This is a genomic window from Natrononativus amylolyticus (assembly GCF_024362525.1).
Classification (GTDB): Archaea; Halobacteriota; Halobacteria; order Halobacteriales; family Natrialbaceae; genus Natrononativus; species Natrononativus amylolyticus.
Map to the genome: position 1 here is coordinate 2,096,978 of NZ_CP101458.1, position 20,433 is coordinate 2,117,410.

A 20,433-nucleotide genomic window follows, 5' to 3' on the forward strand; every position below is an offset into this window, starting at 1 on the left:
TAGATAAGTGTCCCCGGGAATCATCGTCCGACATATAAGCGACTACAATCGAGGTGAACACAATCTTCAGCGCACTTTCGACCCTGATGCAGACGCAGCCCGAGACGCGTGTAAACGTGTTCGAGGAGATTTTCCTCGTCTTCCTTGGACTCGGGACCCTCGTTGGCGTCGTCGTGATCGCGTATACGCTGTACAACGCGTACAAGTACCGCGACCACGACGACAGAAAGCCCGACGAGGATCTGCCGACGCTCGGGGAGTTACCGACAGGCGGAGGCAGTGGGAAGAAACTATTCGTATCGTTCGGCCTGAGTGCGATCATCGTTATCTCGCTGGTCGTCTGGACGTACGGGATGCTCCTGTACGTCGAGGAGGGACCGGACGGCAACCCCGGCGACGACGCCATCGAAGTCGACGTCGAAGGCTTCGCGTTCGGCTGGGACTTCTACTACGAGAACGGCGTCGAGACCGGCGGTGAGCTGGTCGTCCCCGAGGGACAGACCGTCTGGCTCAACGTCACGGCGACCGACGTCTGGCACTCGTTTGGCATAACGGAACAACGCGTAAAAGCCGACGCGATTCCCGGCGAATACGACGAAACCTGGTTCATCGCCGAAGAAGAAGGCGAGTACCTCATCGAGTGCTTCGAACTCTGTGGACCCGGTCACTCCGCGATGGAGGCGACGCTCAACGTGACCGACGAAGCGACCTACGAGGAGTGGCTCGAGGAACAAGCCGCCGAAATGGAAGAGGAGGAGGAGGCGGATGAGGAAGCCGACGAGGACGAGGCTAACGGCGACGATGAGGCGGATGAGGAAGCCGACGAGGACGAGGCTAACGGCGACGATGAGGCGGATGACGCCAACGGCGACGATGAGGCGGATGACGCCAACGGCGACGACGAAAACGGAGATGACGAGAACGGTGACGAAGAAACCGACAACGAGACCGACGACGAAGCGGGTGACGACGAGGGCGGCGACGTCGACGACGGGGGTGAGGACTGATGGCTGACGACTTCCCCCCGATGACGTCGGTCAAGCGGTGGCTCGTTACGACCAACCACAAGGACGTCGGGATCCTCTATATAGCAACGGCGCTGTTCTTCCTCATTTTCGGCGGGATCCTCGCGCTCCTGTTCCGCGTCCAGCTCTGGGAAGCCGGCGGGACAGGGATTCTCAGCGACAGCGCGTACAACCAGTCCGTCACGGCACACGGCCTGTTGATGGTGTTCTGGTTCCTGTCGCCGGTTGCATCCGGGTTCGCGAACTACCTCGTTCCGCTTCAGATCGGAGCGAAGGACCTGGCGTTCCCACGCCTGAACGCCCTGAGCTACTGGTTCTACCTGTTCTCGGGTATCCTCATTATGCTCTCGTTCTTCCAGGGCGGAACCTTCGGCGGCGGCTGGACGATGTACGCGCCACTCAACGTGCCGACGTACTCGCCCGCGATGGAGGCGACGACGGGCGGCAACGCGACGATCCTCGCGTTGATCCTATTTACGATCTCGATCACCATCGGGACGGTGAACTTCCTCGTGACCATCCACCGCTCGCGCGCGGAGGGGCTCGGTCTGTGGAACATTCCGCTGTTCACCTGGTCGTGGCTGCTCACCGTCTGGATGATGCTGTTCGCGTTCGCGGCGCTGCTCGCTGCGCTGCTGTTGCTCGCGACCGACCGGATCCTCCTCACCCAGTACTTCGCAACCGACCAGGGGTCGGGGCTGTTGTGGGCCCACCTGTTCTGGTTCTTCGGCCATCCGGAGGTGTACATCGTCTTCTTCCCCGCGCTGGGGATCATGTTCGAGACGTTCCAGACGTTCACCGGTCGTCGGCTGGTCGGCCGCAAGTGGGTCATCATCGCGATGGTCCTCGTGGCCGTCCAGTCGTTCCTCGTCTGGATGCACCACATGTTCCTGACGACCATCAACCTCGAGATCAAGACGCTGATGATGGCGACGACCATCGGGATCTCACTGCCGTTCGACCTGATGGTCTTCGCGCTGATCTACACGATGGTCAAGGGACGGGTGCGGTTTACGACCCCGTTCCTGTTCAGCCTCGGCGCGCTCGTGTTGTTCATCCTCGGTGGGATTACCGGGGTGTTCCTCGGCGCCGTCGTGCTCGACTACGAGTTCCGCGGCACCTACTGGGTCGTCGCGCACTTCCACTACGTGATGGTCTCGGGGGTCACCGCGCTGATCGCCGGCCTCTACTACTGGTGGCCGAAGATCACCGGGAAGATGTACGACGAGTTCCTCGGAAAGCTCAACTTCGCCGTCTACTTCATCGGGTTCAACCTGCTTTACTTCCCGATGTTCCTCGCCTGGGAAACCCCGCGCCGTGTCTTCCACTACGGCGAAGGAATGGAGATCTACCACCAGCTCGCGACGATCGGCGCGTTCGTCCTCGGGGCGTCGTTCCTGATCCTGTTCTACACGCTCGGGAAGAGTCTGGTCTCCGGCCCCGACGCGCCGGACAACCCATGGGAGTTCTCCCGGACCGCCGAGTGGGCAGTTCCATCGCCCCCGCCGCTCGAGAACTGGGACGACCGCCCGTCGTACGCGAGCGGTCGACTCGAGTTCGTCGACGATACGGCCGGCGAGGCGGCCACCGACGGCGGCGTTCCGGCCACCCAGACCGCTCGCGGCGAGCTCGCGACGAAACACGAGTCACACGCCGAAGAGGAGCACCCGGACCACGCGAGCATCTGGCCGCTCGGCATCGGTATTGGGACGTTCGTCCTGTTCCTCGGGCTCTCGGGGCTGACCCCGTACATCGCGGACTTCGCGGCCGCAACCGGCCAGATCGATCCGTCGACGCCCGAACCGAACATTGCGTATCCGATCATCACCGCCCTCGGGCTAGTGATCCTCGCGTACGTCCTGTTCGAGTTCGGCCGCGAGAGCTTCCACGCCCCCGAGATGGCGATCGCCGAGCGCTGGCCGTTCGAGGGCGTCGGCAACACGAAGTTCGGCGTCTGGGTGTTCCTGGCGTCCGACGTCGTCGTCTTCGGCGCGTTCATCGGCGCGTACCTGTTCATGCGGATTCACGCCGGCTGGGACACCTGGAGTCCGGTGCCGCCCGAGGCCTGGCCCGGCCTGTTGAACACGTACATCCTGCTCACCTCGAGCTTCACGGTCATCCTCGCGCTGGTGATGGCCGAACGCCAGAACAAGAAGGGGCTGCTCGCGACGATGTCCGCGACGCTCCTGCTCGGGCTGTCGTTCCTGGGCGTGAAAGCCTGGGAGTGGAGCGACAAGTTCGCCCACGGAGAGTACTGGTTCAGCGGCCTCGAGTACTCGCTGTACTACGTGACGACGGGGCTCCACGGCCTGCACGTCGTCCTGGGACTGCTCGTCGCCATCTTCATGATCTTCCGGATCATCACGATCGACGCCTACATGGAAGACTCGCGGCCGGTGGAGTTCTTCGGACTCTATTGGCACTTCGTCGACATCGTCTGGGTCTTCCTCTTCCCGCTGTTCTACCTGATGTAGCGGGTTTCCGCGGCGCAACTTCCCCTTCTTTCGGCTCGATACCCGGAGTACGCGCGAAGATCCACCGCCTCGTCAGCGGAGCGACTCGAGAAACCGTCGTCGCGCCCACCGGCCGGACCGATAGCCGGAGCGGTCGGTGGATACAATGCGCATCGGCCGCTGTGAGCGGGCGAGATGGATCGTCACCCGCGAGATCGAGTTCCGCTCCCGTCGTCCACAACGCCTCGAGAGGCGCACGTGACGGGAGGTGGACGTGAGAGGCGTCGATCGAAACCGACACTCGAGCCCCGACGCCGGCGCGGGGACACGGCGCGGCTGCGGCGATCACGGCCCGCAAGGTCGGGTCGACGGACAGCGTCCGCCGGCTGACAGAGCCATACCCACGAGCCGTATGAGGAAGGTATAAGTGCGCCGTCCGCCGATAGCCAACTAATGGCGAGCGTTCGAACGTACACGATCATCTACGTCGTGTTACTGGTACTGGGGACTAGCAAGTTCATCTTCTTCACGTTCGACGATATCTTCACCTACTGGATGGCGATGGGAGGGACGCTCTTCCTCGCTCTAGTCAAGTCCCTGTTGATCGCGGCGTACTACCAGCACCTGCTCCACGAACCGCGCTCGATCACCTACATGATGCTCATCGCGGTGTTCATGGTGGTCCTGCTCACCGTCGCCGCCGGCTTCTCGATCCAGTAACGCGCGGCACCGTCCGACGACTATCGACATCGTTTACCTCGCCGTGTTCTCTCGCGCCAGCTGTACGCCAACGAGCGACCGCCACTCTCCAAGAGAAGGCCAAAACGCAGACCCGGAAGGGCACACGATCCGTCGTCTGCCGCGTTCTCGTTTCGAATCGTACGGGCCATACTCCGCACACGCACAGGCGCGAACTCCGAAGAGAGCCGCCATCTCGACCAGAAACCGTCGGCGAACCGAGTCGGCTCGAGGACGTCCACTTCCCGGTGGACGATCAGTCGGAGATCGTCGGCATCCCGAGCGGGCGGATCGAACGCGGGTTTCACGACTCCCGAACGCCGAGAGCGCGTCGTCGACCTCACGCGGCGACAACGACGGCCCTGGTCGGAACCGGGCTGCGTGCTAGGCGGAGTTCAACGGTGAGACGCGCGAGCCACACAACCCAGCAGCGAGCGTTCCGCTAGCAGTGAGCAGCCAGTCAGGAAAACGTGAGGAGATCAGTCGAGCAGGAGCATCACGATGACGCCGATCAGGAACAGCGTGCCGAGCGTCGCCGCCGCGATTCCGACCGCCGCAGCGGTCTGTCCGACGCGGTCTCGAGCCGAGAAGTACGCCCCGAAGAAGACGTAGCCGAGCAACACCGCGCCGCCGACCGCGAGGAACCCGGTCTCGAGGACGCCGGTGTCGACGTCCGGGACGCCCTGGACCAGGAGGACCGCGCCGGCGATGAACGCGACGGCCAGGCCGATGAACCCGACCGTCCAGACCAGCGGGTTGTTCGCAGCCGCGACGAGGCGGCTGTCGTAGCTCTCCGACCGCTGTGACCACTCGGCGTAACCGATGCGCGACCCGGCGTGTCCACTCGGCGTTGCTCGCTGCCCGCTACGGGCGATCGCAACCGCGACGGCGATTACGAGAAGTCCCATCAGGAGTGTGCTTATGAGATACATTTCTGGCATCGAACCACCTCTTTGGTGAGCGTTGTCCCTTCGCCCATATATATCCTGCACACTTGCGTTCGCGGTGAACTCGAGGGGTTCGCAGTGCGGTCGCTCGAGCGGCGCTCGAAGAAAGAAAAACGGAGTATCGCTACTCCTTGCCGAACATCTCGCGCATCATCGGATGCATCTCCATCATCTGCTCCTCGGCGATCTCCTCGTACAGCTTGTACGTAATGGAGACGGCGAGCAGCAGCCCCGTCCCGGTGACGGCGCCGATGGTGCCCAGCATGTTCGCCCAGACGGCCAGCAGACCGACGAGCGCGCCGCCGATGACGGTCACCTGCGGGATGTACCGCTCCATGACCTTCTCGACGACGCCGACGTTCTGTCGGAAGCCGGGGATCTGCATCCCGGAGTTCTGGATCTGCTTTGCGGTCGCCTCGGGACCCATGTTGGTGGTTTCGACCCAGAAGATCGCGAAGATCGCGCCGCCGATGACCATGAACGTCAGGTCGACGCTGATCCGGACCATCACCATCCACCAGTCTTGCGTGACGGCGCCGGTCCACCACATCCAGTCCTCCGGCGAGTAGATCGGTGCGGTGTAGTAGAAGAACCCGCTGACGGGCTGGCCGTCGACGTACACGCCGAGCCAGTCGGGCATGTTCTCCCACTGGGAGGCGAGAATCGTCCCCATGAACTGGATGTTCGCCTGCACCGCGCGGACGAGGATCATGGGCAGGACGCTCGCGTAGATGAGCTTCACGGGGAAGCGACCGCGAGCACCCTTGACGCGGGCGTGACTCAGCGGGATCTCGACGCGCACGGACTCGGCGTAGACGACGATGGCGAAGATCAACACCGTCGTCAACAGGGCGATCAGCTGCCCCTGACCGAGGAACAGCGCGTAGAGGCCGTCGCCGGTGAAGCCGCCGACCTCGGACTGGCCGGTGAGGATGAGATACCAGCTGTAGAAGAACCCTTCCTCGCTCCAGGCCAGGAATCCGCTGACGAGGCGCTGGCTCACGCCGGCGATGATGAACAGCCCGATCCCGCTGCCGACACCCCACTTGCTGACGACCTCGTCCATGTACAGGATGAGGACGCCGCCGATGAAGATCTGGGTGAACAGCAGCATCTGTACGCCGCTCTGATCGAGCGTCAGCCCGCCGAGCTGTAACGAAGGCTGTGCCGGGAGGAAGCCACCTGCGAACACCATCGGCAGGGCCGTCAGCGCCGTCATGACGATGACGAGCAGCTTCTGGAGTCCCTGATAGAGGACCTGATCTCGAGGATCGTTCGTGTCGAGACCGAGTAGATTCGCCCCCCCAAGGAGCTGTAAGACGATGCTCGCCGTGACGATCGGTCCAATTCCGACCTGCAGGAGCGAGCCGAACTCGCCGGCGAGGATCGCACGGAACTCGCCGAAGAGGTCGTCACCCCCGGCCTGGAGGCCGAGCAGGTCGATGTTCGTCAGGAAGAAGTACAGCACGAGGATACCCGCCGTCCACATGAGCTTGCGCTTGAAGGGGACGTGTCCCTCCGGTCTGCGTACGGTGGGCATTCGGGTAAGGACCGGTTCAGCAGCTTCCTTCCATCCCATCGCTTACTCCTCGCCCTGTTCCTGTTCGGTGTCGTCTTGCTCGTCGGCTCGCTCCTGGCCGCGCTCGGTGAGCACCGCGTCGCCACCGGCGTCCTCGAGTTTCTCCGCGGCCGCCTCGGTGAAGGCGTCGGCGGTGACCTCGAGGCTGTTGCGGACCTGGCCGCTTCCGAGGACCTTCACGACGTCGACCTCGTGGCCGTCCTCGACGACGTCGCGCGCGTCGATCGCGTAGCCGTCGCCGGTCTCGTCGGCGAGACCCTCGGCGGCGTAGAGGATCGCGTCCTCGTCTAGCTTCTGGACGTCGATCTCGGCGACCTCCTCGCGGATGTCCTGTGGCCGCTTGAAGCCGTGTTTGCCCTTCGGTTCGTAGTTGTGGAACTCGTGTTTGCTGCGCCCGGCGCGCCCGCGGCCACCCCGGTGGCCGGCACCGCGGCGGTTCTTGTGGGTGCCGCCGCCGTGTGTCCGCGATCCGCGCTGGCGTCGTTTTTTGCTCGTCATAGTTATCGCATCGATTCTAGGAGGGCGTTGATTTCCTCCGTTGTATGTTTTCCGAGTTGGCCGCCCTCGATGGCGGCGTGTTTGATGCCGTTGTGACCGCCCCGCGGCGGGTGGAGTCGCAGCGTCGGCGACAGCCCCTGCTCGCGCAGCGTCGTCTCCTCGGCGAGCAGCGCCTCCGCCAGCGAGGTGAAGCCGTCGTACTCGGTGTTCTCCGCGATCCACTCCTCGTCAACGTCCGACTGGCGGCCCTCGAGGGGCTCCGCCCGCTTCGCCAGCAGCGTCTCAAGGACCTCCTGGCTCGGCTCGCCGAACGCGACGAAGTCGTTGACCTTGGTGATCATCCCGCGGTAGGTGTCGCTGTCGGGGACGAGCGTGGCGTGGTTGACCTTGTGAATGTTGAGCATCGACAGCGTGTCGTTGACGCCACCCTGACGGTTGACCTCGCCCCGGAGCTGGACGACCGCCTTCATCGTTCAGCCACCTCGGCTTCTTCGTCCGCGGCGTGACCGCGCGGGCGACGGGACTGCGAGGCGTTCTCGAGCGCGTTGAACGTTGCCTTCGCCAGGTTCACCGTCGTGCGGGTGTTGCCGTGGCTCTTGGTCCAGGCGTTCTCGATTCCCGCGAGGTCGAGGACGGCGTGAACCGTGTCGCTCGCGGCGAGTCCGAGCCCCTCGGGGGCCGGGATGAGCTCGACTTCGACCGAGCCCGCCTTCCCCTTCGTTCGGTGGGTCAGCGAGTGGGGTCGGTCCGAACGGTCCTCCCACGAGCCGGAGCCGCGGGGAACCTGGATCATGTTCAGCTTGGCGATACCGATGGCCTTCTGGATGGCTGCGCCGACCTGGTCCTCGCGCCCTTCGGCGTAGCCAACGAAGCCGTCGCGGTTGCCGACCGCACAGACACAGCGGAACTTCACCCGCCGGCCGGAGTCAGTCATCCGCTGGACCATGTTGATGTCGAGGACCTCGTCGTCCAGTCCAGGGAGGAGCTGGTCGACGATTTCGGGCTCCTTCAACGGGAGTCCCGAGTTGAGGGCGGCCTCCATCGAGTCGATTTCGCCCTCCTGGACCATCTTTCCGAGTCGGGTAACGGGCTCCCACCCGTCGTTGTAGTTGTTTCCGCTCATTCTAGGATCTCCTCTCGTACCGCATCGAAGTGCTCCGGGAGTTCGGTCGCGTCGAAGTCGCCGCCGTACAGCGGCTCGTCGAGCTGTTCTGCGTACTCGGCGATGTGTTCGCCGCGCGTGCGCGACCAGTCCGCCAGCACGCTGTCGCTGTGGGGAATCTCGAGGCCGGCGTCGATCGCGCCCTCCTGCACCGCAAACACCTTGTTACCGGGCGTCGCCGTGTTGAGGCCGATGTCGAGCACCGCCTCCTCGATTCCTGCTTCGACGGCGCGCGTGCCGGCCAGCAGGCCGGTGAGGTAGGCTGCGGAGATGTTGCCCGTCGGGGCCTCCCAGCCGTACTCCTCGAGGTCGCTCGAGTGCGCGCTCGCGAGTGTTTCGTCGCCCTGAGGTCCGGGAGCGATCAGCTGCGCCGTAGTGTGCTTGTTGCTCTTGCGAGCAACGAGGCGGGGCTTGCCCGATTTTAGCAGGCGCAACCTCTGATGGTAGTCCGTCCGGACCTCACGGCGACGCCGCATCGGTACCTTGTATCGTGGTCCTGTTGCCATTAGTCGTCACCGTATTCGTTGTCGATGTAGTTCAACAGATACCGGACGCTACGGAACTCCCCGCCGCCTGCTTTGCGGTACAGTTCGCGGTACTGCGTGGGCGTGAGTTCGCCCTTGTCGCGGAGTTCGCGGAGCTTCCGGCGCTGTGCGCGGATCTTGCTCTCCCACTCTTCTTTCGAGTTCTGGCGTGCGCCCTTCGTACCCTTGCGCTTGCCCGGTCCCTTGCGGTGGCCGTAGGCGCGCTTTGCGTTGCGTTCGCGGGCGCGACCGCGGGAGTTGCCGCGGGCGTCTTTCGCGCGGATCGTCCCCTCGTCGACGAGTTCGCGGATCTCGTCGCGGGTGATCGCCTGGGCAATGTCGCCCTGGGCGTCGGGGTCGAACCAGACGCGGTTCTGACCGACGTCTAAGACGTCGGCCGCCAGTCGCTTCTGTGCGGTCAGGTCTGTCATTGGTCCACCTCGACTTCGACGTAGGTCGGGTTCAGGACGCGAATCTCGGCGTCCTCGCACTTCTCCTCGATGCGCTCGCGCTTGCGGGCGCCGACCGAGGACCCGATGCGGACCGCCTGGGTGTCGCCGTCGACACCCTCGAGGTCGTCGACGTTCTCGACGTACACTTCCTCGAAGCCGCTCGGGTGCTTGCCGCGGACCGATTTCGGCGTTCGGTAGCCGGCCTCGACCTTCGGGCCCTTACCCTTGATGCCGCGGCGCTGCTTCGAGAGCCCGCCGCGGGGGCGCCGCCACGATTCGGGCGTGCGCTTTTTCTTGTGGTAATCCTGGCGGTTGAACTGCGGTTTCCCCTCGTTCTTCCGGCGGGTGAGCAGTCGTTGCTCGTCGTCGGAGAGGTCGGGCGTCTTCTCGGTCAGCCCGCGGGGCTGCAGTTCGGTTTCGACGTCTTCTTCCGGCTCCTCGGCGTCCGCCTCGACCTCCTCGTCTTCGATCTCGGCGTCCGTGTCCTCGGTTACCTCGAGGTCGCCGACGTCGGCTTTGATACGGGCGGCGAGTGCGTTGCCGATCCCGTCGGCCTCGGACAGGTCGTCCTGGGAGGCCTCCTTGATGTCCTCGATGGACTCGAAGCCGGCCTCGCGGAGGGCGTCGGCCTTGCTCGCGCCGACGCCGCTGATGTCCTCGAGCTCCTGGGGTCCCTCGTCAGCGTTTTCGGTGTCGTCTGCCATCTATCAGGCACCTCCTTTCTGGGGTTTCCCGGTGATGTAGACACCGTCCTGGAAGACGCGGGTGTCCTTGCCTTTCACCTTCGTCAGCTGCTCGATGTCGGCGGCGGTCTGACCGACGTGCTCCTTGTTCGGGCCGGAGAGCGTCAGCCGTTCGCCGTCGACGGCAACCTCGGTGTCACCGTGGATAGTCGTTCGTCGCGCTGCCTTCTCGCCGAGGAAGTTCTCGATGACGACCTCGCCGCCCTCCACGCGGACCTGCATCGGAAAGTGAGAGTAGAAGACTTCCATCTCGTACTCCCACCCATCGGTCACGCCGTGGAAGGCGTTTCGGACGTGGCTCTCGAAGGTACCGATCGTCGCGTTGGTTTTCGCGTTCTCGGTGTCGCTTTCGATGACCACGGTGTCGTCGTCGACCTCGACGGTGACGTTCGGGTACCAGAGGCGGCGGGTGACGCTGCCTTCCGGACCCTCGATCGTCACGTCGAGATGATCGACCTCGGCGGATACGTCGTCAGGGATGTCCAGTTCGACTCGCATTGTTAGTAGACGTATGCGATCACCTGGCCGCCGATTCCCTGCTCTCGCGCCTCGTAGTGGCTCATGATGCCACTGCTCGTCGTGACGACGAGCGCGCCGAAGTCTCGAGCCGGGAGGAATCGCTTCTCCCATTTCTCGAAGTCCTCGGCACCGGCGGAGTAGCGGGGCTTGACGGGGCCGCACTTGTTGATCGCGCCTTTCAGTTCGACCTCGAACTCACCGGCTTTACCGTCGTCGACGAACTCGAAGCCGTCGATGTACCCGCGGTCGTAGAAGACCTCGAGTACGCTGCCGATCTCGTTCGAAGCGGGCGATACCGTGTGGCTCAGTTTACCGACGCTCTCGGCGTTGTCGAGCCCCGAGAGCGCGTTGCTGAGTGGATCGTTCCCGGTCATGTTATCGGTACTTCTTGAATCCCATGTCGCGGGCGATCTCGCGGAAGCACTGCCGACAGAGGTTGATGTCGTACTTGCCGACCAGGCCCTGGTTGCGACCGCATCGCTGGCAGGACTCCATCTGGCCGGTGCGCTTTTCGGCGTGCTCGCCCGTCTGTTCGTTCTCGCTTTCACTCATCGCTTGCCTCCACGGTCACGTCGAACGTCGACTCGAGGAACGCGATGGCGTCCTCGGGCGTCAGTCGGTGGTTCGACGGGATTTTCTGCGTGGCTTTGTCGCGTTTGCTCACCCGGTAGCCGGGGCGGACGAGGTTGACGGTGACGTCAAGCCCGTAGATCCCGACGTTCGGGTCGTACTCCTGGCTCGGGAACTCCGTGTGTTCCTCGACGCCGAAGCTGAAGTTGCCGGTGTCGTCGAACTGCGTCGCCGAGAGCTCCGCGAGCGGCAGCGCCGTCTCGAGGAACTCGTGGGCCTCCCGGCCGCGAAGGGTAACCTTCGTGCCGATCGGCTCGCCCTGGCGGATGCCGAACTCGGGTTCGGTCTTCTTCGCCAGCGTGCGGACGCTCTGCTGGTCCGTGACCGCCTCGATGATGTCCTCGGCGCGGCCGAGGTCGCGGCCACCGCGGCCGACGCCCATGTGGACGACGACTTTCTCGACGCGGGGTTCGCGCATCTCGTGGAAGTCGGCTTCGGCTTCGCTCATTCGTCATCACCCATGCTCGCGGTTTCACCGCTCGCGTCTTCCGAGGACGAGTCCTCGCCCACGAAGTTCTCGTCGATGACGACGACGTACTCCTCGACGGTTTCGAACTCGCCGTCGTCGTCCTCCCGTTGGCTGTCGACGGTGACGATGTTCGAACCGCTGCCGAGTGTGACGTCGATCTCGAGCAGTTCGCCGATCTTGCCGCCGTGGTTACCGCTGACGGCCGTCACGAGTGCACCCTCCTCGTAGGGGAAGTGTGCGACGATCTCCTTGCTCTCGTTGTCGATCACGACGGAGTCGTTCGTGCTGTAGCCGTCGTCGTCGACGGTGATGTTCGTCCCGTCGTGAAGCGACAGCTGAGTCACGTCGCCCGTGACCTGGCGCTTGCCCTTGACCTTGCCGAGGCGGCTGTCCGCCGAGTCGGCGTCGATCTCGGTCAGCGCGAGGCGCCCGCCCTCGTCGGGGAAGACGCGGTAGTACTCCTCGCGCTGTGGGAACGCGACGATGTCGAACATTCCGATCGGCCGACGCTCGTCGTTGATCGGATCGCCGTTGACCAGAATCGCGTCCTGGCTGAGCGCGTAGCGCGCTTCCTTCTTCGAGTCGACGTAGCCGAGCACGTCCCGCAGGAGGATGACAAGCGGAACGCCCTCCTCACCGTGGGGGCCGCCGGCGGCCTTGACGGTGAAGGTGTCGGTCTTTCGCTCGACCGGCCAGGACTTCGGTACCGAGAGTCGTTTCTGGTGTTTCGTCATTCGTTATCACCTTCGAGGCGTGCCTCGCGTCGGTCGTCCTCCAGGTGGAGGTCGGTGATGCGGACGTTCGAGGGCTCGAGCGGGCGAGGAACCTCCTCGCCGTCGGCCGTCTCGACCGTCACACCCTCGACGTGGATGACCTCCTCGGTGAGGTCGACGGTGAGCACCTCGCCGGAGCTTCCGGCGTGGTCGCCGCGCATGACCTCGACCGTGTCGCCCGCGTTGACGCGGGTGCGACGCCGGTCGTACTCGTCGCGGAGCTCCTCGGAGAGCGCCGCGTTGAGCTGGTCGTGTCGCTGGTGTAGCGGGGCACGCGCCGTCTGATTTCGCTGTTTGCGTGGTTGTTTGCTCATGGTTCTAGACGATCATCGTAGCCGTGCTCGCGATTGCACCGAACCGTTCTGCGACTTCGCGGGCGATCGGGCCCTTGATCTCGGTGCCGCGAGGCTCTTCGTTCTCGTCGATGATGACCGCCGCATTGTCCTCGAACTTCAGGCGGGTGCCGTCGGGCCGGCGGATCGATTTCCGCTGGCGGACGACGACGGCCTCGAGGACCTGTCGGCGCATCTCGGGGGTACCCTTCGTGACCGAAACGGTCACCTTGTCACCGAGCCCCGCCTTCGGCTGGCGGTTCTTGGTGCCGTGGTAGCCCGCGACGCTGATGACCTTGAGTTCGCGCGCGCCGGTGTTGTCGGCACACGTGACCAGCGAGCCCTTCTTCAGGCCCTGCGTGACGTCGGCTTTCATCGCCTCCATCACTGATCACCCTCGTCGGCTTCTTCCTCGGCGTCCTCCGTGACGTCGCCGGCCGAGAGCTCGCGTTCAGGCTCGGCCTGCCGGGTGAGCTCGGCGATGTCCTCGGCGGTTGCCTCTTCGGTTACTTCGACGACCACGTGCGATTTCGTCTTCGACAGTGGTCGGGTCTCTGCGATCGTGACCGTGTCACCGACCGAGAGCGGCTCGAGCACGCCCGGCACGTGTGCCGGGATGCGCGAACGACGTTTCATCTGACGGTCGTACTTCGGAACCGTCACGTCGTACTCTCGCTCGACGACTACGGTCTTCTCCATGTCCGTCGAGACGACGGTGCCGACGAGGGTCTGACCTCGTACCGGCAGATCGCCGTAAAACGGACACGTCGAGTAGTCGTACTCCTCCGGGTTCTCTGGTTCCGGAGGCTGTGTTACATCCAGTCCTATTGCCATGGTGAATCACCGTGTGTTTCGGTGCGTCGGGCGGGCCGTGAGAGCAGGCGGCCCCCATCGACCGTAACGTAGGCCACGTCCTCGCCAGCGGCGTGCCTGCTGGCACGGCTGACGGCGTCGCCGTCAGCGCAGTCCGAAGCGGATGACGCTCCGGGTTTGGTGTCGGCCAGTTTGGACGCGGTCCCCGGAGACTTGGCGTCTCCGGCGGCGTCATCTGTGGGCTCGAGGTCGCGGGGAATCGCGAACTCGAAGACGGTGCCCGACTTCGGTACCATCACCACCCGAGAGTCGCCGTCCTCACGAACTTCTATCGAAAGGGTGTTGGCCGTCTCGATGACGACGCGCCCCTCGAGACCCTCCCGACCATCGTCGTCGCTCTCGACGACGCGGACGGGCAGTCCGTTGAGTTCGTGTCGCGGCAGCGTCTCGGGTGTCACTGGCATTGTCGTGTTACTCTTCGCTCTCGTCGTCCAGGTCGCCCTCTTCTCGCTGGATCGTCTTGACCCGGGCGATGGTGCGCTTGAGTTCCCCGATCTCTCCGGGGTTCTCGGGTGCACCACCAGCGGCGAGGACGGCCTTGTTGTTCAGCAGTTCCGTCTCGAGCTCCTCGAGTTCCGCCTCGCGTTCGGCGGGCGTCATGTCGCGGATCTCGGCGGTGTGGAGGATCGCCATCAGGCATCACCCTCCTCGTCTTCGTCCGAGGCCTCAGCCTCGCCCTCCTCGTCCATTTCCGAGAGCAGCTCCTCGGCTTCGGCCTCGACGTCCTCGTCGAGCTCCTCGAGCTCTTCGTCCGCCTCGGCGGCGACGTCTGCTTCCTCCTCGTCCTCGTCGGCGACTTCCTCTTCGATGACCTCCTCGACGACCTCCTCGTCGACGGCGGCCTCACCGGGTTCGGACTCGGCCTCGGGCTCGTCTTCTGCTCGCTCGTCGGCGACATCTTCGGCGGGCTCCTCGAGCAGTTCCTCGACGCCCTCGCCCTCGTTGTACTCGACGGCTTCGGGGACGACCTCCTCGGGGTCCATGTCCTCGTGGATGCGGAAGTCGTCGGGGAGCTCGGCTCCCGGCGGGATGATCTTGACGGTGACGCCGATCGTCCCGAGTTTCATCACCGCGACGCCCTGACCGTGGTCGACGATCTCTTCGGCGGGCTCGCCGTTGTGTTTGATGTAGCCGCGGTTGAATTTCTCGACGCGCGAGCGTGCGCCCGTGACCTTGCCGGCGAGGACGATCTCGGCGCCCAGCGCGCCCGCGTCCATGATGCGGTCGATCGTCGTGTGACCGGCCTTCCGGAAGTACCAGCCCCGTTCGAGGGCGTTCGCCAGTCGGTCGGCGACGATCCGCGCGTTGAGGTCGGGCTCGTCGACCTCCTGGACGTCGATCTGGGGGTCCTCGAGGTTGAACTTCTCCTCGAGGGCCGACGTGACCTTCCGGATGTTCTCGCCGCCTTTGCCGATGACCATCCCCGGCTTCTCGGCTTTGAGAACGATCTGGGTGCCCATCGGCGTCTTGGCGACGTCCATGCCACCGTAGCCCGCACGGCCGAGCTCCTCTGCGAAGAACTCGTCGATCTGGGATCGCTGCAGGCCGTCTTCGATGAACTGGTGTTCGTCTGCCATCAGTCTTCACCCTCCTCTGTTTCGTCGTCGACCTCCGCGGTCACGATCTCGACGTCGACCTGCGGGGTGTTCCAGGCCGTTGCACGCCCCATCGCGCGGGGCTTGCGGCCGATGGACTCGCCGACCTTGTGGGCGGCGACGTGGACGATCTCCATCGATCCACCGTCGAATCCCTGGTGGTCGGCGTTCGCGCTGACGTTCTCGAGGAGGTCGAGGAACGCCTCGCTGGCCTTCTCGGGGTAGCGGCCGGCGTCCCAGCCGTCGATGTCCGAGCGGTGGCCGACGCCGGAGTTGTGCGAGCGGAACGGCACCGATCGCTCGCCGGCGATGACGGCCTCGAGGTACTCGATGGCGTCGTCGACGGTTCGCCCCTTGAGTTCGCGGGCGATCTCCTTGCTGTGCTTGTGGCTCATGTGACGCTCCCGGAGCATCGCTTTCGCGGTGGAGTCCGGGTCGGCGTCGACTGAGTAGTTGATTCCCATGCGTGGATCACTTCAGTGGGACGAACTTCGACGAGCGGGTCGCACCGATCCCTGCCTGACCGTGCGTGACCGAGTTCCGGGTCAGCTGGAACTCGCCGAGGTAGTGACCGATCATCTCGGGTTCGACGCGAACGCGCTCGAACGACTGGCCGGTGTACACCGCGAAGGTGAGCCCGACGAACTCGGGCAGGATCGGCATGTCGCGCAGATGCGTTCGGATCGGTGCGTTCGCACTCTCCTGTTCGTCTTTGGTGCGGGCCTTCTCGAGCAGCTTCTGCTGTTCGACGGTGAGCCCGCGTTCGATGCTTCGCCGCTTGCGTGCGGGGAACAGTTCAACGACCTCGTCGAGCTCCATCTCCTGGAGCTCCTCGAGCGTGTGACCGCGGTAGGTGAACTCCTCACCCTCGCGGCCGGTTCGGTACTCCTGGCTCATTTGTTACCACCTCGGCCGGTACGGCGCGAGGAAATGTCGCCCACCTTCCGGCCCGGCGGGGCGTCCCGCGAGACGGACTTGGGGCGACCGGGGTGTTGACGGCCGCCGCCACCGAAGGGGTGGTCGACGGCGTTCATTGCGACACCGCGCACGCGAGGCCACTTCGTGCCTCGCGCGCGCATCTTGTGGTACTTGTTTCCTGCCTTGACGAACGGCTTCTCCGTTCGGCCACCGCCGGCGACGACACCGATCGTCGCGCGACACTGCGGGTCGAGGCGCTTGACCTCGCCGCTTGGCAGCTGGACGATCGCGGCGTCGCGGTCGTGGGTGATCAGGTCCGCGTTGACGCCGGAGGCGCGGGCGAACCGACCGCCGTCGCCCGGGTTCGCCTCGACGTTACAGACCGGAACCCCCTCGGGGATCTCCGCGAGCGGGAGCGTGTTGCCCGGCTTGATCTCCGCGCTCACGCCGACCTGGATCTCCTCGCCGACGGCGACGCCCTCGGGAACGAGGACGAGTCGCTGCTCGCCGTCTTCGAACTCGATGGCGGCGACGGGCGCCGAGCGGGCGGGGTCGTGTTCGATGCCGACGACCGTTCCGCTGACGACGTCCGCGTCCTCGGGCTTCTTGTGGTTCAGCTTCGCCTTGTACCGGTGTGACGGTGCCCGGAACGTGGGCGATCCGCGACCGCGTCGTTGGCCGAAGATGCGACGTCCCATCGTTAGAACACCCCGATTCGCGAAGCGACTTCCTGGGCGTCGTCGTCGTCGCCCAGCGTGACGGTTGCTTTCTTCTTGCCTTTCATCGTGACCTGCGTGTTGAGCTTGACGACCTCGACGTCGAAGCGCTCCTCGACCTCCTCCCGAATTTCGGGTTTGGTCGCGTCGACGTTGACGACGAACTGGAGCTTGTTCTGGAAGTCCATGTCGTTCATCGCCTTCTCGGTGACGAGGGGGTAGTCGATGATCGAACTCATCGGTCTGCCACCTCCTCGAGCGCGCTCTCCGTCCAGATCGTCAGTCGGCCGGCCTGTGCACCGGGGGCGAGCTCTTCGGCGTTGACCTCGGCTGCGGTCGCCACGTCGGCGCCCGCGAGGTTGCGGGCGGCCCGGGAGGGGCCGGTCTCGCTCGAGGTCACGAAGAGGATCGACTTCGGCGTCTTGTACTTGCGTCCGCGGGTCGTCCCGCGGCCGGCGCGGATGCTCTTGCCGTCCTCGGCGCGCTGGATGTCCGCGTCGACGCCGAGCTCCTCGAGGAAGGAGACGACCTCCTTCGTCTTGACGAGCTCTTCGAACTCGTCGCTCACGACGAGCGGGAGTTCGGTGTCCTCGCCGAACGCGTGGCCGCGTTCGGCGACGAGGTCGGCGTCGGTCGTCGCAGCGACGGCGCTGCGGACGGCCAGCTTTCGCTCTTTCTTGTTGATCGATTCGGTTCGGTCTTTCTCGGCTTTCGGCGGGTGAGCCTTTCGTCCCTTGACGGCCTGGGGAACGCGTCGAGCGCGCCCGTTCTGTCGGGGGACGTGGGCCATCCCGCGGCCGCTACCGAACGACTCCGCCGGCGTGCGCATGCCGGCGAACTCGTCGGCGCCGTAGTCCTGGGTTCGGTTGGCCTGGGCGGCGCGAACGGCGCGGTTGATGAGGTCCGGGCGGTACTCCGTCTCGAAGATCGCCGGGAGCTCGACCGTGCCCGCGTCGCCGCCGTCCAGGTCTCGTACTGTTGCTTCCATTGTTTATCCCTGGTTGGATGCGGTGGAGACGTAGCGCACCTCGGGATCGAGGCGCGGCTGGTCCCCGGGTCGGATCGCCGGGCGAAGGCGCACGAGGCGCTTGTTCGGCCCGGGCAGCGAGCCCTTGATCAGCGCGTGTGGCCCGTCGACCTCGCCGTAGTTGACGAAGCCGCCGTCGACCGTCGCGTCCGCGCCGTCGCCGAGGTCGACGAGGCGCTTGTTCAGTTCCGTCCGCTGGTGGTAGCCGGTCTGACCCTGCTGGGGAACCGTCGAGCGAACGCGGCTCGGGTTCCAGGGGCCGAGGTTACCGATGCGGCGGCGCCATCCCTGCCGGGCGTGTTTGCCCTTGCGCTTCTGGACGCCCCACCGCTTGACGGGACCCTGGGTCCCCTTCCCTTTCGTGACGCCGCTCGCGTCGACGTACTCGCCGGGGCGGAACACGTCGTTCATGACGTGTTCGCCGCCCTCTGCGATCGTCTCGAGTGCGAACTCGACGCGCTCCTCGACGGAGCCGCCGCCGACGCGCGTCTCCATCACGTCCGGTTTCTTCTTCGGAACCGAGCGGACGGCTCCGGGAACCGTGTGCGTGATGACGCGAACGTCGTCGACGCGCCCGTCCTCGAGGTAGCCACGGAGGTCGTCCTCCGCGGCCTCAGCGTCGTAGTCGTCACCGGGAAGGTCCAGAACGCGGTCGAGTTCGGGAACGAACTCGTCGGTCCAGACCTCGGTTAGCGGCTTCATTCCATACGGCGTGTCTTCGTACGCACGCAGGGCGACGGCGCGCATCGGCGGCGTCTCCACGATGGTGACGGGAACGGTCTCTTCCATTCCCTCGGTCGGCGAGTTCGCTTTGTCGTCGACCATAACCACGTGGGTCATGCCGGCCTTGTAGCCCGCGAAGCCCTGGAGCGTCGGCTGTCCGTCGTCGTCCGGCCACGAGGAAAAGCGTGGGACCTCGCTGGTCGCACGCCCTCGCGGACCGAACCCGAGTGAGCCTTTGCGTGGTGCGTTTGGTTGTGGCATTCTATCACTCTCTGAGTGAGAGGGGAGCGAGGGTGGCGAACAGAGCCTCCTCGGTCCGCACGACCTCGCTTCCCTGGTTCGGAACCGTATTGAGCCAGAGGTCGAACCCCGGATCGGCGGGTTCGACGTCGGCGTCGCCCTCGGCACCGACCGCAGATGGGTCGATGCCCAGGATTTCCGGCAGCCCTCTCTCGGGCGCGCCGAACGCGACGGTCATTCCGTCGCGCGCTACGCGTCCGGCCAGCGTCTCGAGCCTTCCGACGGTGAGTTCCTCACCGAACCGGGAGGCTGCGATGCGAACGCCGGCGTCCTCACGGCCGAGTGCTGCTGGGAGGTCCGTCCACTCGACTTCGAGCCCCGGTAAGGGGGCGTCCTCGAGTTTCGCCCGGACCGGTCGTCGCGAAGAGATCCTGACGGTCACGCGTTCCCCCTCCTCGACCTCCATTCCGGGAGGCACGTTGAGGGAGATCGGGTGTTGCAAGCCGCAATTGACCCGGACGCGATGATCAGGTCCGACCTCGGTCACGATTCCTTGTCTTGACGACCCCGAACCGTTCGATTCGGAGCCGGTCTGTGACGCGGCGCGGAGCGGCGGCAGGATGCCGACGTACTCCAGTTCGTCTCGCATCCCCCAGGCCTCGTTTCTGAGGTACGGGGGCGTTGCGGCGTACCGCAACACGGTGCGGACGAACCCGCCGCCGAATCGCCCGTCCTCCCCTTCCGGATCGGGGAAGACGACCAGGCGATCCGCCCGAAAGATCGTCGCCGCACGGGCGACGTATCCGAGTTTGCGAGTTGCCTCGCGTTTGTCCTCGGCTTCGCGGGCGAGCGACGACGGCACGAGCACGCTGACGGTCATGCCAGCACTTCGGCGCCTCGTCACTAGACTGTAGCGATCCTTGTGGGCAATGTCTTAAAAGGGTAGCGGAATCGTTCGCGGCTGTGAACGCCTCACAGGGCAGATTTCGTGTGACTCGAGCACACTATCGAATCGGTGTAGAGTATATGAATATGTGGATTGTTCGCACAGCTATCAGATTGTCGTCGCCGCTCGAGGGGTGGTCGGCCTCGAGGGGCTGCTGGTGGGCCGCAGTCGAGAGAGTGCGAAACGGCCACGTGGTCCACGCCCCGACCCGATTCGCAACCCTTATACACTCCTCCGAGAGTAGTTGAGAGTGCAGCAGGGCGCTGGTAGTGTAGTGGTATCACGTGACCTTGCCATGGTCACAACCTGGGTTCAAATCCCAGCCAGCGCATTTCTGTCGCGAACAAATCCGTGAGCGACAGAAATCGGATCTGGATTTGAATCAGACCGAGGTTCCGCGAGCGAAGCGAGCGGGTTCTCGGGCGTGGTTCAAATCCCAGCCAGCGCGCTTTTCCAACTCTACTCCGCGAACACCGCGCAGCGTCTCGAGCGCCGTCGGCCGATGTTGCGGAGACGTGCTGATTTATACCACTCGACAGTGTGGGCGTATT

Annotated in this window: 29 protein-coding genes and 1 tRNA gene; 4 read left to right on the forward strand and 26 right to left on the reverse strand. The window is 64.8% G+C overall.

Features of this window, described 5'->3' with window-relative positions; all coding sequences use genetic code 11:
- Window positions 1-86: 86 nt before the first annotated feature.
- The 3 genes from coxB (at window position 87) to NMQ11_RS11060 (ending at window position 4,198) form a co-directional block, all read left to right on the forward strand.
- Window positions 87-1,007, forward strand: a complete 921-nt coding sequence (gene coxB, locus NMQ11_RS11050) for a cytochrome c oxidase subunit II (protein ID WP_255168088.1) — start codon at window positions 87-89, stop codon at window positions 1,005-1,007.
- Window positions 1,007-3,499 (forward strand): cbb3-type cytochrome c oxidase subunit I, encoded by a 2,493-nt coding sequence (locus NMQ11_RS11055; RefSeq protein ID WP_255168090.1) that lies wholly within the window; start codon window positions 1,007-1,009, stop codon window positions 3,497-3,499. The genes coxB and NMQ11_RS11055 overlap by 1 nt, the downstream gene beginning before the upstream one ends.
- 432 nt (window positions 3,500-3,931) lie before the next feature.
- On the forward strand, window positions 3,932-4,198 hold the full coding sequence (locus NMQ11_RS11060; RefSeq protein ID WP_255168091.1) for a cytochrome C oxidase subunit IV family protein: 267 nt from the start codon (window positions 3,932-3,934) through the stop codon (window positions 4,196-4,198).
- A 497-nt stretch (window positions 4,199-4,695) separates the two neighbouring features.
- Here NMQ11_RS11060 and NMQ11_RS11065 read toward each other — a convergent pair whose 3' ends face one another.
- The 26 genes from NMQ11_RS11065 to NMQ11_RS11190 form a co-directional block, all read right to left on the reverse strand.
- On the reverse strand, window positions 4,696-5,124 hold the full coding sequence (locus tag NMQ11_RS11065; RefSeq protein WP_255168092.1) for a hypothetical protein: 429 nt from the start codon (window positions 5,122-5,124) through the stop codon (window positions 4,696-4,698).
- Window positions 5,125-5,287: 163 nt separating this feature from the next.
- Entirely contained in the window at window positions 5,288-6,742 is a 1,455-nt protein-coding gene (gene secY, locus NMQ11_RS11070) for a preprotein translocase subunit SecY (RefSeq protein WP_255168094.1), read from the reverse strand.
- A 3-nt stretch (window positions 6,743-6,745) separates the two neighbouring features.
- Window positions 6,746-7,240 carry an uL15m family ribosomal protein gene (locus NMQ11_RS11075; RefSeq protein WP_255168096.1) on the reverse strand — a complete coding sequence of 165 codons (495 nt, stop codon included), beginning with the start codon at window positions 7,238-7,240 and terminating at the stop codon, window positions 6,746-6,748.
- 2 nt (window positions 7,241-7,242) lie between these two features.
- A complete protein-coding gene (locus tag NMQ11_RS11080) occupies window positions 7,243-7,710 on the reverse strand; it encodes a 50S ribosomal protein L30 (RefSeq protein ID WP_255168098.1) in 468 nt (155 codons plus the stop codon).
- Window positions 7,707-8,363 (reverse strand): 30S ribosomal protein S5, encoded by a 657-nt coding sequence (locus tag NMQ11_RS11085; RefSeq protein ID WP_255168099.1) that lies wholly within the window; start codon window positions 8,361-8,363, stop codon window positions 7,707-7,709. Before NMQ11_RS11085 ends, NMQ11_RS11080 begins: the two co-directional genes overlap by 4 nt.
- Window positions 8,360-8,908 carry a 50S ribosomal protein L18 gene (locus tag NMQ11_RS11090; RefSeq protein WP_255168100.1) on the reverse strand — a complete coding sequence of 183 codons (549 nt, stop codon included), beginning with the start codon at window positions 8,906-8,908 and terminating at the stop codon, window positions 8,360-8,362. The genes NMQ11_RS11085 and NMQ11_RS11090 overlap by 4 nt, the downstream gene beginning before the upstream one ends.
- Window positions 8,908-9,357, reverse strand: a complete 450-nt coding sequence (locus NMQ11_RS11095; RefSeq protein ID WP_255168101.1) for a 50S ribosomal protein L19e — start codon at window positions 9,355-9,357, stop codon at window positions 8,908-8,910. Before NMQ11_RS11095 ends, NMQ11_RS11090 begins: the two co-directional genes overlap by 1 nt.
- Window positions 9,354-10,082 carry a 50S ribosomal protein L32e gene (locus NMQ11_RS11100; protein WP_255168102.1) on the reverse strand — a complete coding sequence of 243 codons (729 nt, stop codon included), beginning with the start codon at window positions 10,080-10,082 and terminating at the stop codon, window positions 9,354-9,356. Before NMQ11_RS11100 ends, NMQ11_RS11095 begins: the two co-directional genes overlap by 4 nt.
- A 3-nt stretch (window positions 10,083-10,085) precedes the next feature.
- Window positions 10,086-10,619: a 50S ribosomal protein L6 gene (locus tag NMQ11_RS11105; protein WP_255168103.1), complete on the reverse strand. Its 534-nt coding sequence runs from the start codon at window positions 10,617-10,619 to the stop codon at window positions 10,086-10,088.
- 2 nt (window positions 10,620-10,621) lie between these two features.
- On the reverse strand, window positions 10,622-11,014 hold the full coding sequence (locus tag NMQ11_RS11110) for a 30S ribosomal protein S8 (protein ID WP_255168104.1): 393 nt from the start codon (window positions 11,012-11,014) through the stop codon (window positions 10,622-10,624).
- 1 nt (window position 11,015) lies between these two features.
- Complete coding sequence (locus NMQ11_RS11115; protein ID WP_255168106.1) at window positions 11,016-11,192, reverse strand: 30S ribosomal protein S14; 177 nt, start codon at window positions 11,190-11,192, stop codon at window positions 11,016-11,018.
- Complete coding sequence (locus NMQ11_RS11120; protein ID WP_255168108.1) at window positions 11,185-11,718, reverse strand: 50S ribosomal protein L5; 534 nt, start codon at window positions 11,716-11,718, stop codon at window positions 11,185-11,187. Before NMQ11_RS11120 ends, NMQ11_RS11115 begins: the two co-directional genes overlap by 8 nt.
- On the reverse strand, window positions 11,715-12,473 hold the full coding sequence (locus tag NMQ11_RS11125) for a 30S ribosomal protein S4e (protein ID WP_255168109.1): 759 nt from the start codon (window positions 12,471-12,473) through the stop codon (window positions 11,715-11,717). The genes NMQ11_RS11120 and NMQ11_RS11125 overlap by 4 nt, the downstream gene beginning before the upstream one ends.
- Entirely contained in the window at window positions 12,470-12,826 is a 357-nt protein-coding gene (gene rplX, locus NMQ11_RS11130) for a 50S ribosomal protein L24 (RefSeq protein ID WP_255168111.1), read from the reverse strand. The genes NMQ11_RS11125 and rplX overlap by 4 nt, the downstream gene beginning before the upstream one ends.
- A 4-nt stretch (window positions 12,827-12,830) precedes the next feature.
- Complete coding sequence (locus NMQ11_RS11135) at window positions 12,831-13,229, reverse strand: 50S ribosomal protein L14 (protein WP_255168112.1); 399 nt, start codon at window positions 13,227-13,229, stop codon at window positions 12,831-12,833.
- Window positions 13,229-13,678, reverse strand: coding sequence for a 30S ribosomal protein S17 (locus NMQ11_RS11140; protein ID WP_255168113.1), 450 nt, complete (start codon window positions 13,676-13,678; stop codon window positions 13,229-13,231). The genes NMQ11_RS11135 and NMQ11_RS11140 overlap by 1 nt, the downstream gene beginning before the upstream one ends.
- On the reverse strand, window positions 13,669-14,121 hold the full coding sequence (locus NMQ11_RS11145) for a ribonuclease P protein component 1 (protein WP_255168114.1): 453 nt from the start codon (window positions 14,119-14,121) through the stop codon (window positions 13,669-13,671). Before NMQ11_RS11145 ends, NMQ11_RS11140 begins: the two co-directional genes overlap by 10 nt.
- 7 nt (window positions 14,122-14,128) lie before the next feature.
- Entirely contained in the window at window positions 14,129-14,350 is a 222-nt protein-coding gene (gene rpmC / locus NMQ11_RS11150) for a 50S ribosomal protein L29 (RefSeq protein ID WP_255168117.1), read from the reverse strand.
- Window positions 14,350-15,294 (reverse strand): 30S ribosomal protein S3, encoded by a 945-nt coding sequence (locus NMQ11_RS11155; protein ID WP_255168120.1) that lies wholly within the window; start codon window positions 15,292-15,294, stop codon window positions 14,350-14,352. The genes rpmC and NMQ11_RS11155 overlap by 1 nt, the downstream gene beginning before the upstream one ends.
- Entirely contained in the window at window positions 15,294-15,776 is a 483-nt protein-coding gene (locus NMQ11_RS11160) for a 50S ribosomal protein L22 (protein ID WP_255168121.1), read from the reverse strand. Before NMQ11_RS11160 ends, NMQ11_RS11155 begins: the two co-directional genes overlap by 1 nt.
- A 7-nt stretch (window positions 15,777-15,783) precedes the next feature.
- Window positions 15,784-16,209, reverse strand: a complete 426-nt coding sequence (locus NMQ11_RS11165) for a 30S ribosomal protein S19 (RefSeq protein WP_255168122.1) — start codon at window positions 16,207-16,209, stop codon at window positions 15,784-15,786.
- On the reverse strand, window positions 16,206-16,928 hold the full coding sequence (locus tag NMQ11_RS11170; RefSeq protein ID WP_255168123.1) for a 50S ribosomal protein L2: 723 nt from the start codon (window positions 16,926-16,928) through the stop codon (window positions 16,206-16,208). The genes NMQ11_RS11165 and NMQ11_RS11170 overlap by 4 nt, the downstream gene beginning before the upstream one ends.
- Window positions 16,929-16,930: 2 nt before the next feature.
- On the reverse strand, window positions 16,931-17,185 hold the full coding sequence (locus tag NMQ11_RS11175; RefSeq protein ID WP_255168124.1) for a 50S ribosomal protein L23: 255 nt from the start codon (window positions 17,183-17,185) through the stop codon (window positions 16,931-16,933).
- Window positions 17,182-17,934, reverse strand: a complete 753-nt coding sequence (gene rpl4p / locus NMQ11_RS11180; protein WP_255168125.1) for a 50S ribosomal protein L4 — start codon at window positions 17,932-17,934, stop codon at window positions 17,182-17,184. The genes NMQ11_RS11175 and rpl4p overlap by 4 nt, the downstream gene beginning before the upstream one ends.
- A 3-nt stretch (window positions 17,935-17,937) precedes the next feature.
- Window positions 17,938-18,957 (reverse strand): 50S ribosomal protein L3, encoded by a 1,020-nt coding sequence (locus NMQ11_RS11185; protein ID WP_255168127.1) that lies wholly within the window; start codon window positions 18,955-18,957, stop codon window positions 17,938-17,940.
- 4 nt (window positions 18,958-18,961) lie between these two features.
- Window positions 18,962-19,816 (reverse strand): RNA methyltransferase, encoded by an 855-nt coding sequence (locus NMQ11_RS11190; protein WP_255168129.1) that lies wholly within the window; start codon window positions 19,814-19,816, stop codon window positions 18,962-18,964.
- Between the two features lie 326 nt (window positions 19,817-20,142).
- Here NMQ11_RS11190 and NMQ11_RS11195 point away from each other — a divergent pair.
- Window positions 20,143-20,213, forward strand: a tRNA-Gly gene (locus tag NMQ11_RS11195).
- Window positions 20,214-20,433 lie beyond the last annotated feature (220 nt).

What these genes read in the sequence shown, in the direction of transcription:
- rpmC (WP_255168117.1), bottom strand. Translation starts at nt 14,350, where the DNA reads ATGGCGATCCTCCACACCGCCGAGATCCGCGACATGACGCCCGCCGAA.
- NMQ11_RS11055 (WP_255168090.1), top strand. Translation starts at nt 1,007, where the DNA reads ATGGCTGACGACTTCCCCCCGATGACGTCGGTCAAGCGGTGGCTCGTT.
- NMQ11_RS11170 (WP_255168123.1), bottom strand. Translation starts at nt 16,928, where the DNA reads ATGGGACGTCGCATCTTCGGCCAACGACGCGGTCGCGGATCGCCCACG.
- NMQ11_RS11100 (WP_255168102.1), bottom strand. Translation starts at nt 10,082, where the DNA reads ATGGCAGACGACACCGAAAACGCTGACGAGGGACCCCAGGAGCTCGAG.
- NMQ11_RS11115 (WP_255168106.1), bottom strand. Translation starts at nt 11,192, where the DNA reads ATGAGTGAAAGCGAGAACGAACAGACGGGCGAGCACGCCGAAAAGCGC.
- NMQ11_RS11090 (WP_255168100.1), bottom strand. Translation starts at nt 8,908, where the DNA reads ATGGCAACAGGACCACGATACAAGGTACCGATGCGGCGTCGCCGTGAG.
- NMQ11_RS11165 (WP_255168122.1), bottom strand. Translation starts at nt 16,209, where the DNA reads ATGAGCCAGGAGTACCGAACCGGCCGCGAGGGTGAGGAGTTCACCTAC.
- NMQ11_RS11120 (WP_255168108.1), bottom strand. Translation starts at nt 11,718, where the DNA reads ATGAGCGAAGCCGAAGCCGACTTCCACGAGATGCGCGAACCCCGCGTC.
- NMQ11_RS11135 (WP_255168112.1), bottom strand. Translation starts at nt 13,229, where the DNA reads ATGGAGGCGATGAAAGCCGACGTCACGCAGGGCCTGAAGAAGGGCTCG.
- NMQ11_RS11125 (WP_255168109.1), bottom strand. Translation starts at nt 12,473, where the DNA reads ATGACGAAACACCAGAAACGACTCTCGGTACCGAAGTCCTGGCCGGTC.
- NMQ11_RS11160 (WP_255168121.1), bottom strand. Translation starts at nt 15,776, where the DNA reads ATGGGAATCAACTACTCAGTCGACGCCGACCCGGACTCCACCGCGAAA.
- rplX (WP_255168111.1), bottom strand. Translation starts at nt 12,826, where the DNA reads ATGAGCAAACAACCACGCAAACAGCGAAATCAGACGGCGCGTGCCCCG.
- rpl4p (WP_255168125.1), bottom strand. Translation starts at nt 17,934, where the DNA reads ATGGAAGCAACAGTACGAGACCTGGACGGCGGCGACGCGGGCACGGTC.
- NMQ11_RS11175 (WP_255168124.1), bottom strand. Translation starts at nt 17,185, where the DNA reads ATGAGTTCGATCATCGACTACCCCCTCGTCACCGAGAAGGCGATGAAC.
- NMQ11_RS11145 (WP_255168114.1), bottom strand. Translation starts at nt 14,121, where the DNA reads ATGCCAGTGACACCCGAGACGCTGCCGCGACACGAACTCAACGGACTG.
- NMQ11_RS11085 (WP_255168099.1), bottom strand. Translation starts at nt 8,363, where the DNA reads ATGAGCGGAAACAACTACAACGACGGGTGGGAGCCCGTTACCCGACTC.
- NMQ11_RS11095 (WP_255168101.1), bottom strand. Translation starts at nt 9,357, where the DNA reads ATGACAGACCTGACCGCACAGAAGCGACTGGCGGCCGACGTCTTAGAC.
- NMQ11_RS11185 (WP_255168127.1), bottom strand. Translation starts at nt 18,957, where the DNA reads ATGCCACAACCAAACGCACCACGCAAAGGCTCACTCGGGTTCGGTCCG.
- NMQ11_RS11140 (WP_255168113.1), bottom strand. Translation starts at nt 13,678, where the DNA reads ATGGCAATAGGACTGGATGTAACACAGCCTCCGGAACCAGAGAACCCG.
- NMQ11_RS11155 (WP_255168120.1), bottom strand. Translation starts at nt 15,294, where the DNA reads ATGGCAGACGAACACCAGTTCATCGAAGACGGCCTGCAGCGATCCCAG.
- NMQ11_RS11080 (WP_255168098.1), bottom strand. Translation starts at nt 7,710, where the DNA reads ATGAAGGCGGTCGTCCAGCTCCGGGGCGAGGTCAACCGTCAGGGTGGC.
- NMQ11_RS11060 (WP_255168091.1), top strand. Translation starts at nt 3,932, where the DNA reads ATGGCGAGCGTTCGAACGTACACGATCATCTACGTCGTGTTACTGGTA.
- NMQ11_RS11190 (WP_255168129.1), bottom strand. Translation starts at nt 19,816, where the DNA reads ATGACCGTCAGCGTGCTCGTGCCGTCGTCGCTCGCCCGCGAAGCCGAG.
- NMQ11_RS11065 (WP_255168092.1), bottom strand. Translation starts at nt 5,124, where the DNA reads ATGGGACTTCTCGTAATCGCCGTCGCGGTTGCGATCGCCCGTAGCGGG.
- NMQ11_RS11105 (WP_255168103.1), bottom strand. Translation starts at nt 10,619, where the DNA reads ATGCGAGTCGAACTGGACATCCCTGACGACGTATCCGCCGAGGTCGAT.
- NMQ11_RS11110 (WP_255168104.1), bottom strand. Translation starts at nt 11,014, where the DNA reads ATGACCGGGAACGATCCACTCAGCAACGCGCTCTCGGGGCTCGACAAC.
- coxB (WP_255168088.1), top strand. Translation starts at nt 87, where the DNA reads ATGCAGACGCAGCCCGAGACGCGTGTAAACGTGTTCGAGGAGATTTTC.
- NMQ11_RS11075 (WP_255168096.1), bottom strand. Translation starts at nt 7,240, where the DNA reads ATGACGAGCAAAAAACGACGCCAGCGCGGATCGCGGACACACGGCGGC.
- secY (WP_255168094.1), bottom strand. Translation starts at nt 6,742, where the DNA reads ATGGGATGGAAGGAAGCTGCTGAACCGGTCCTTACCCGAATGCCCACC.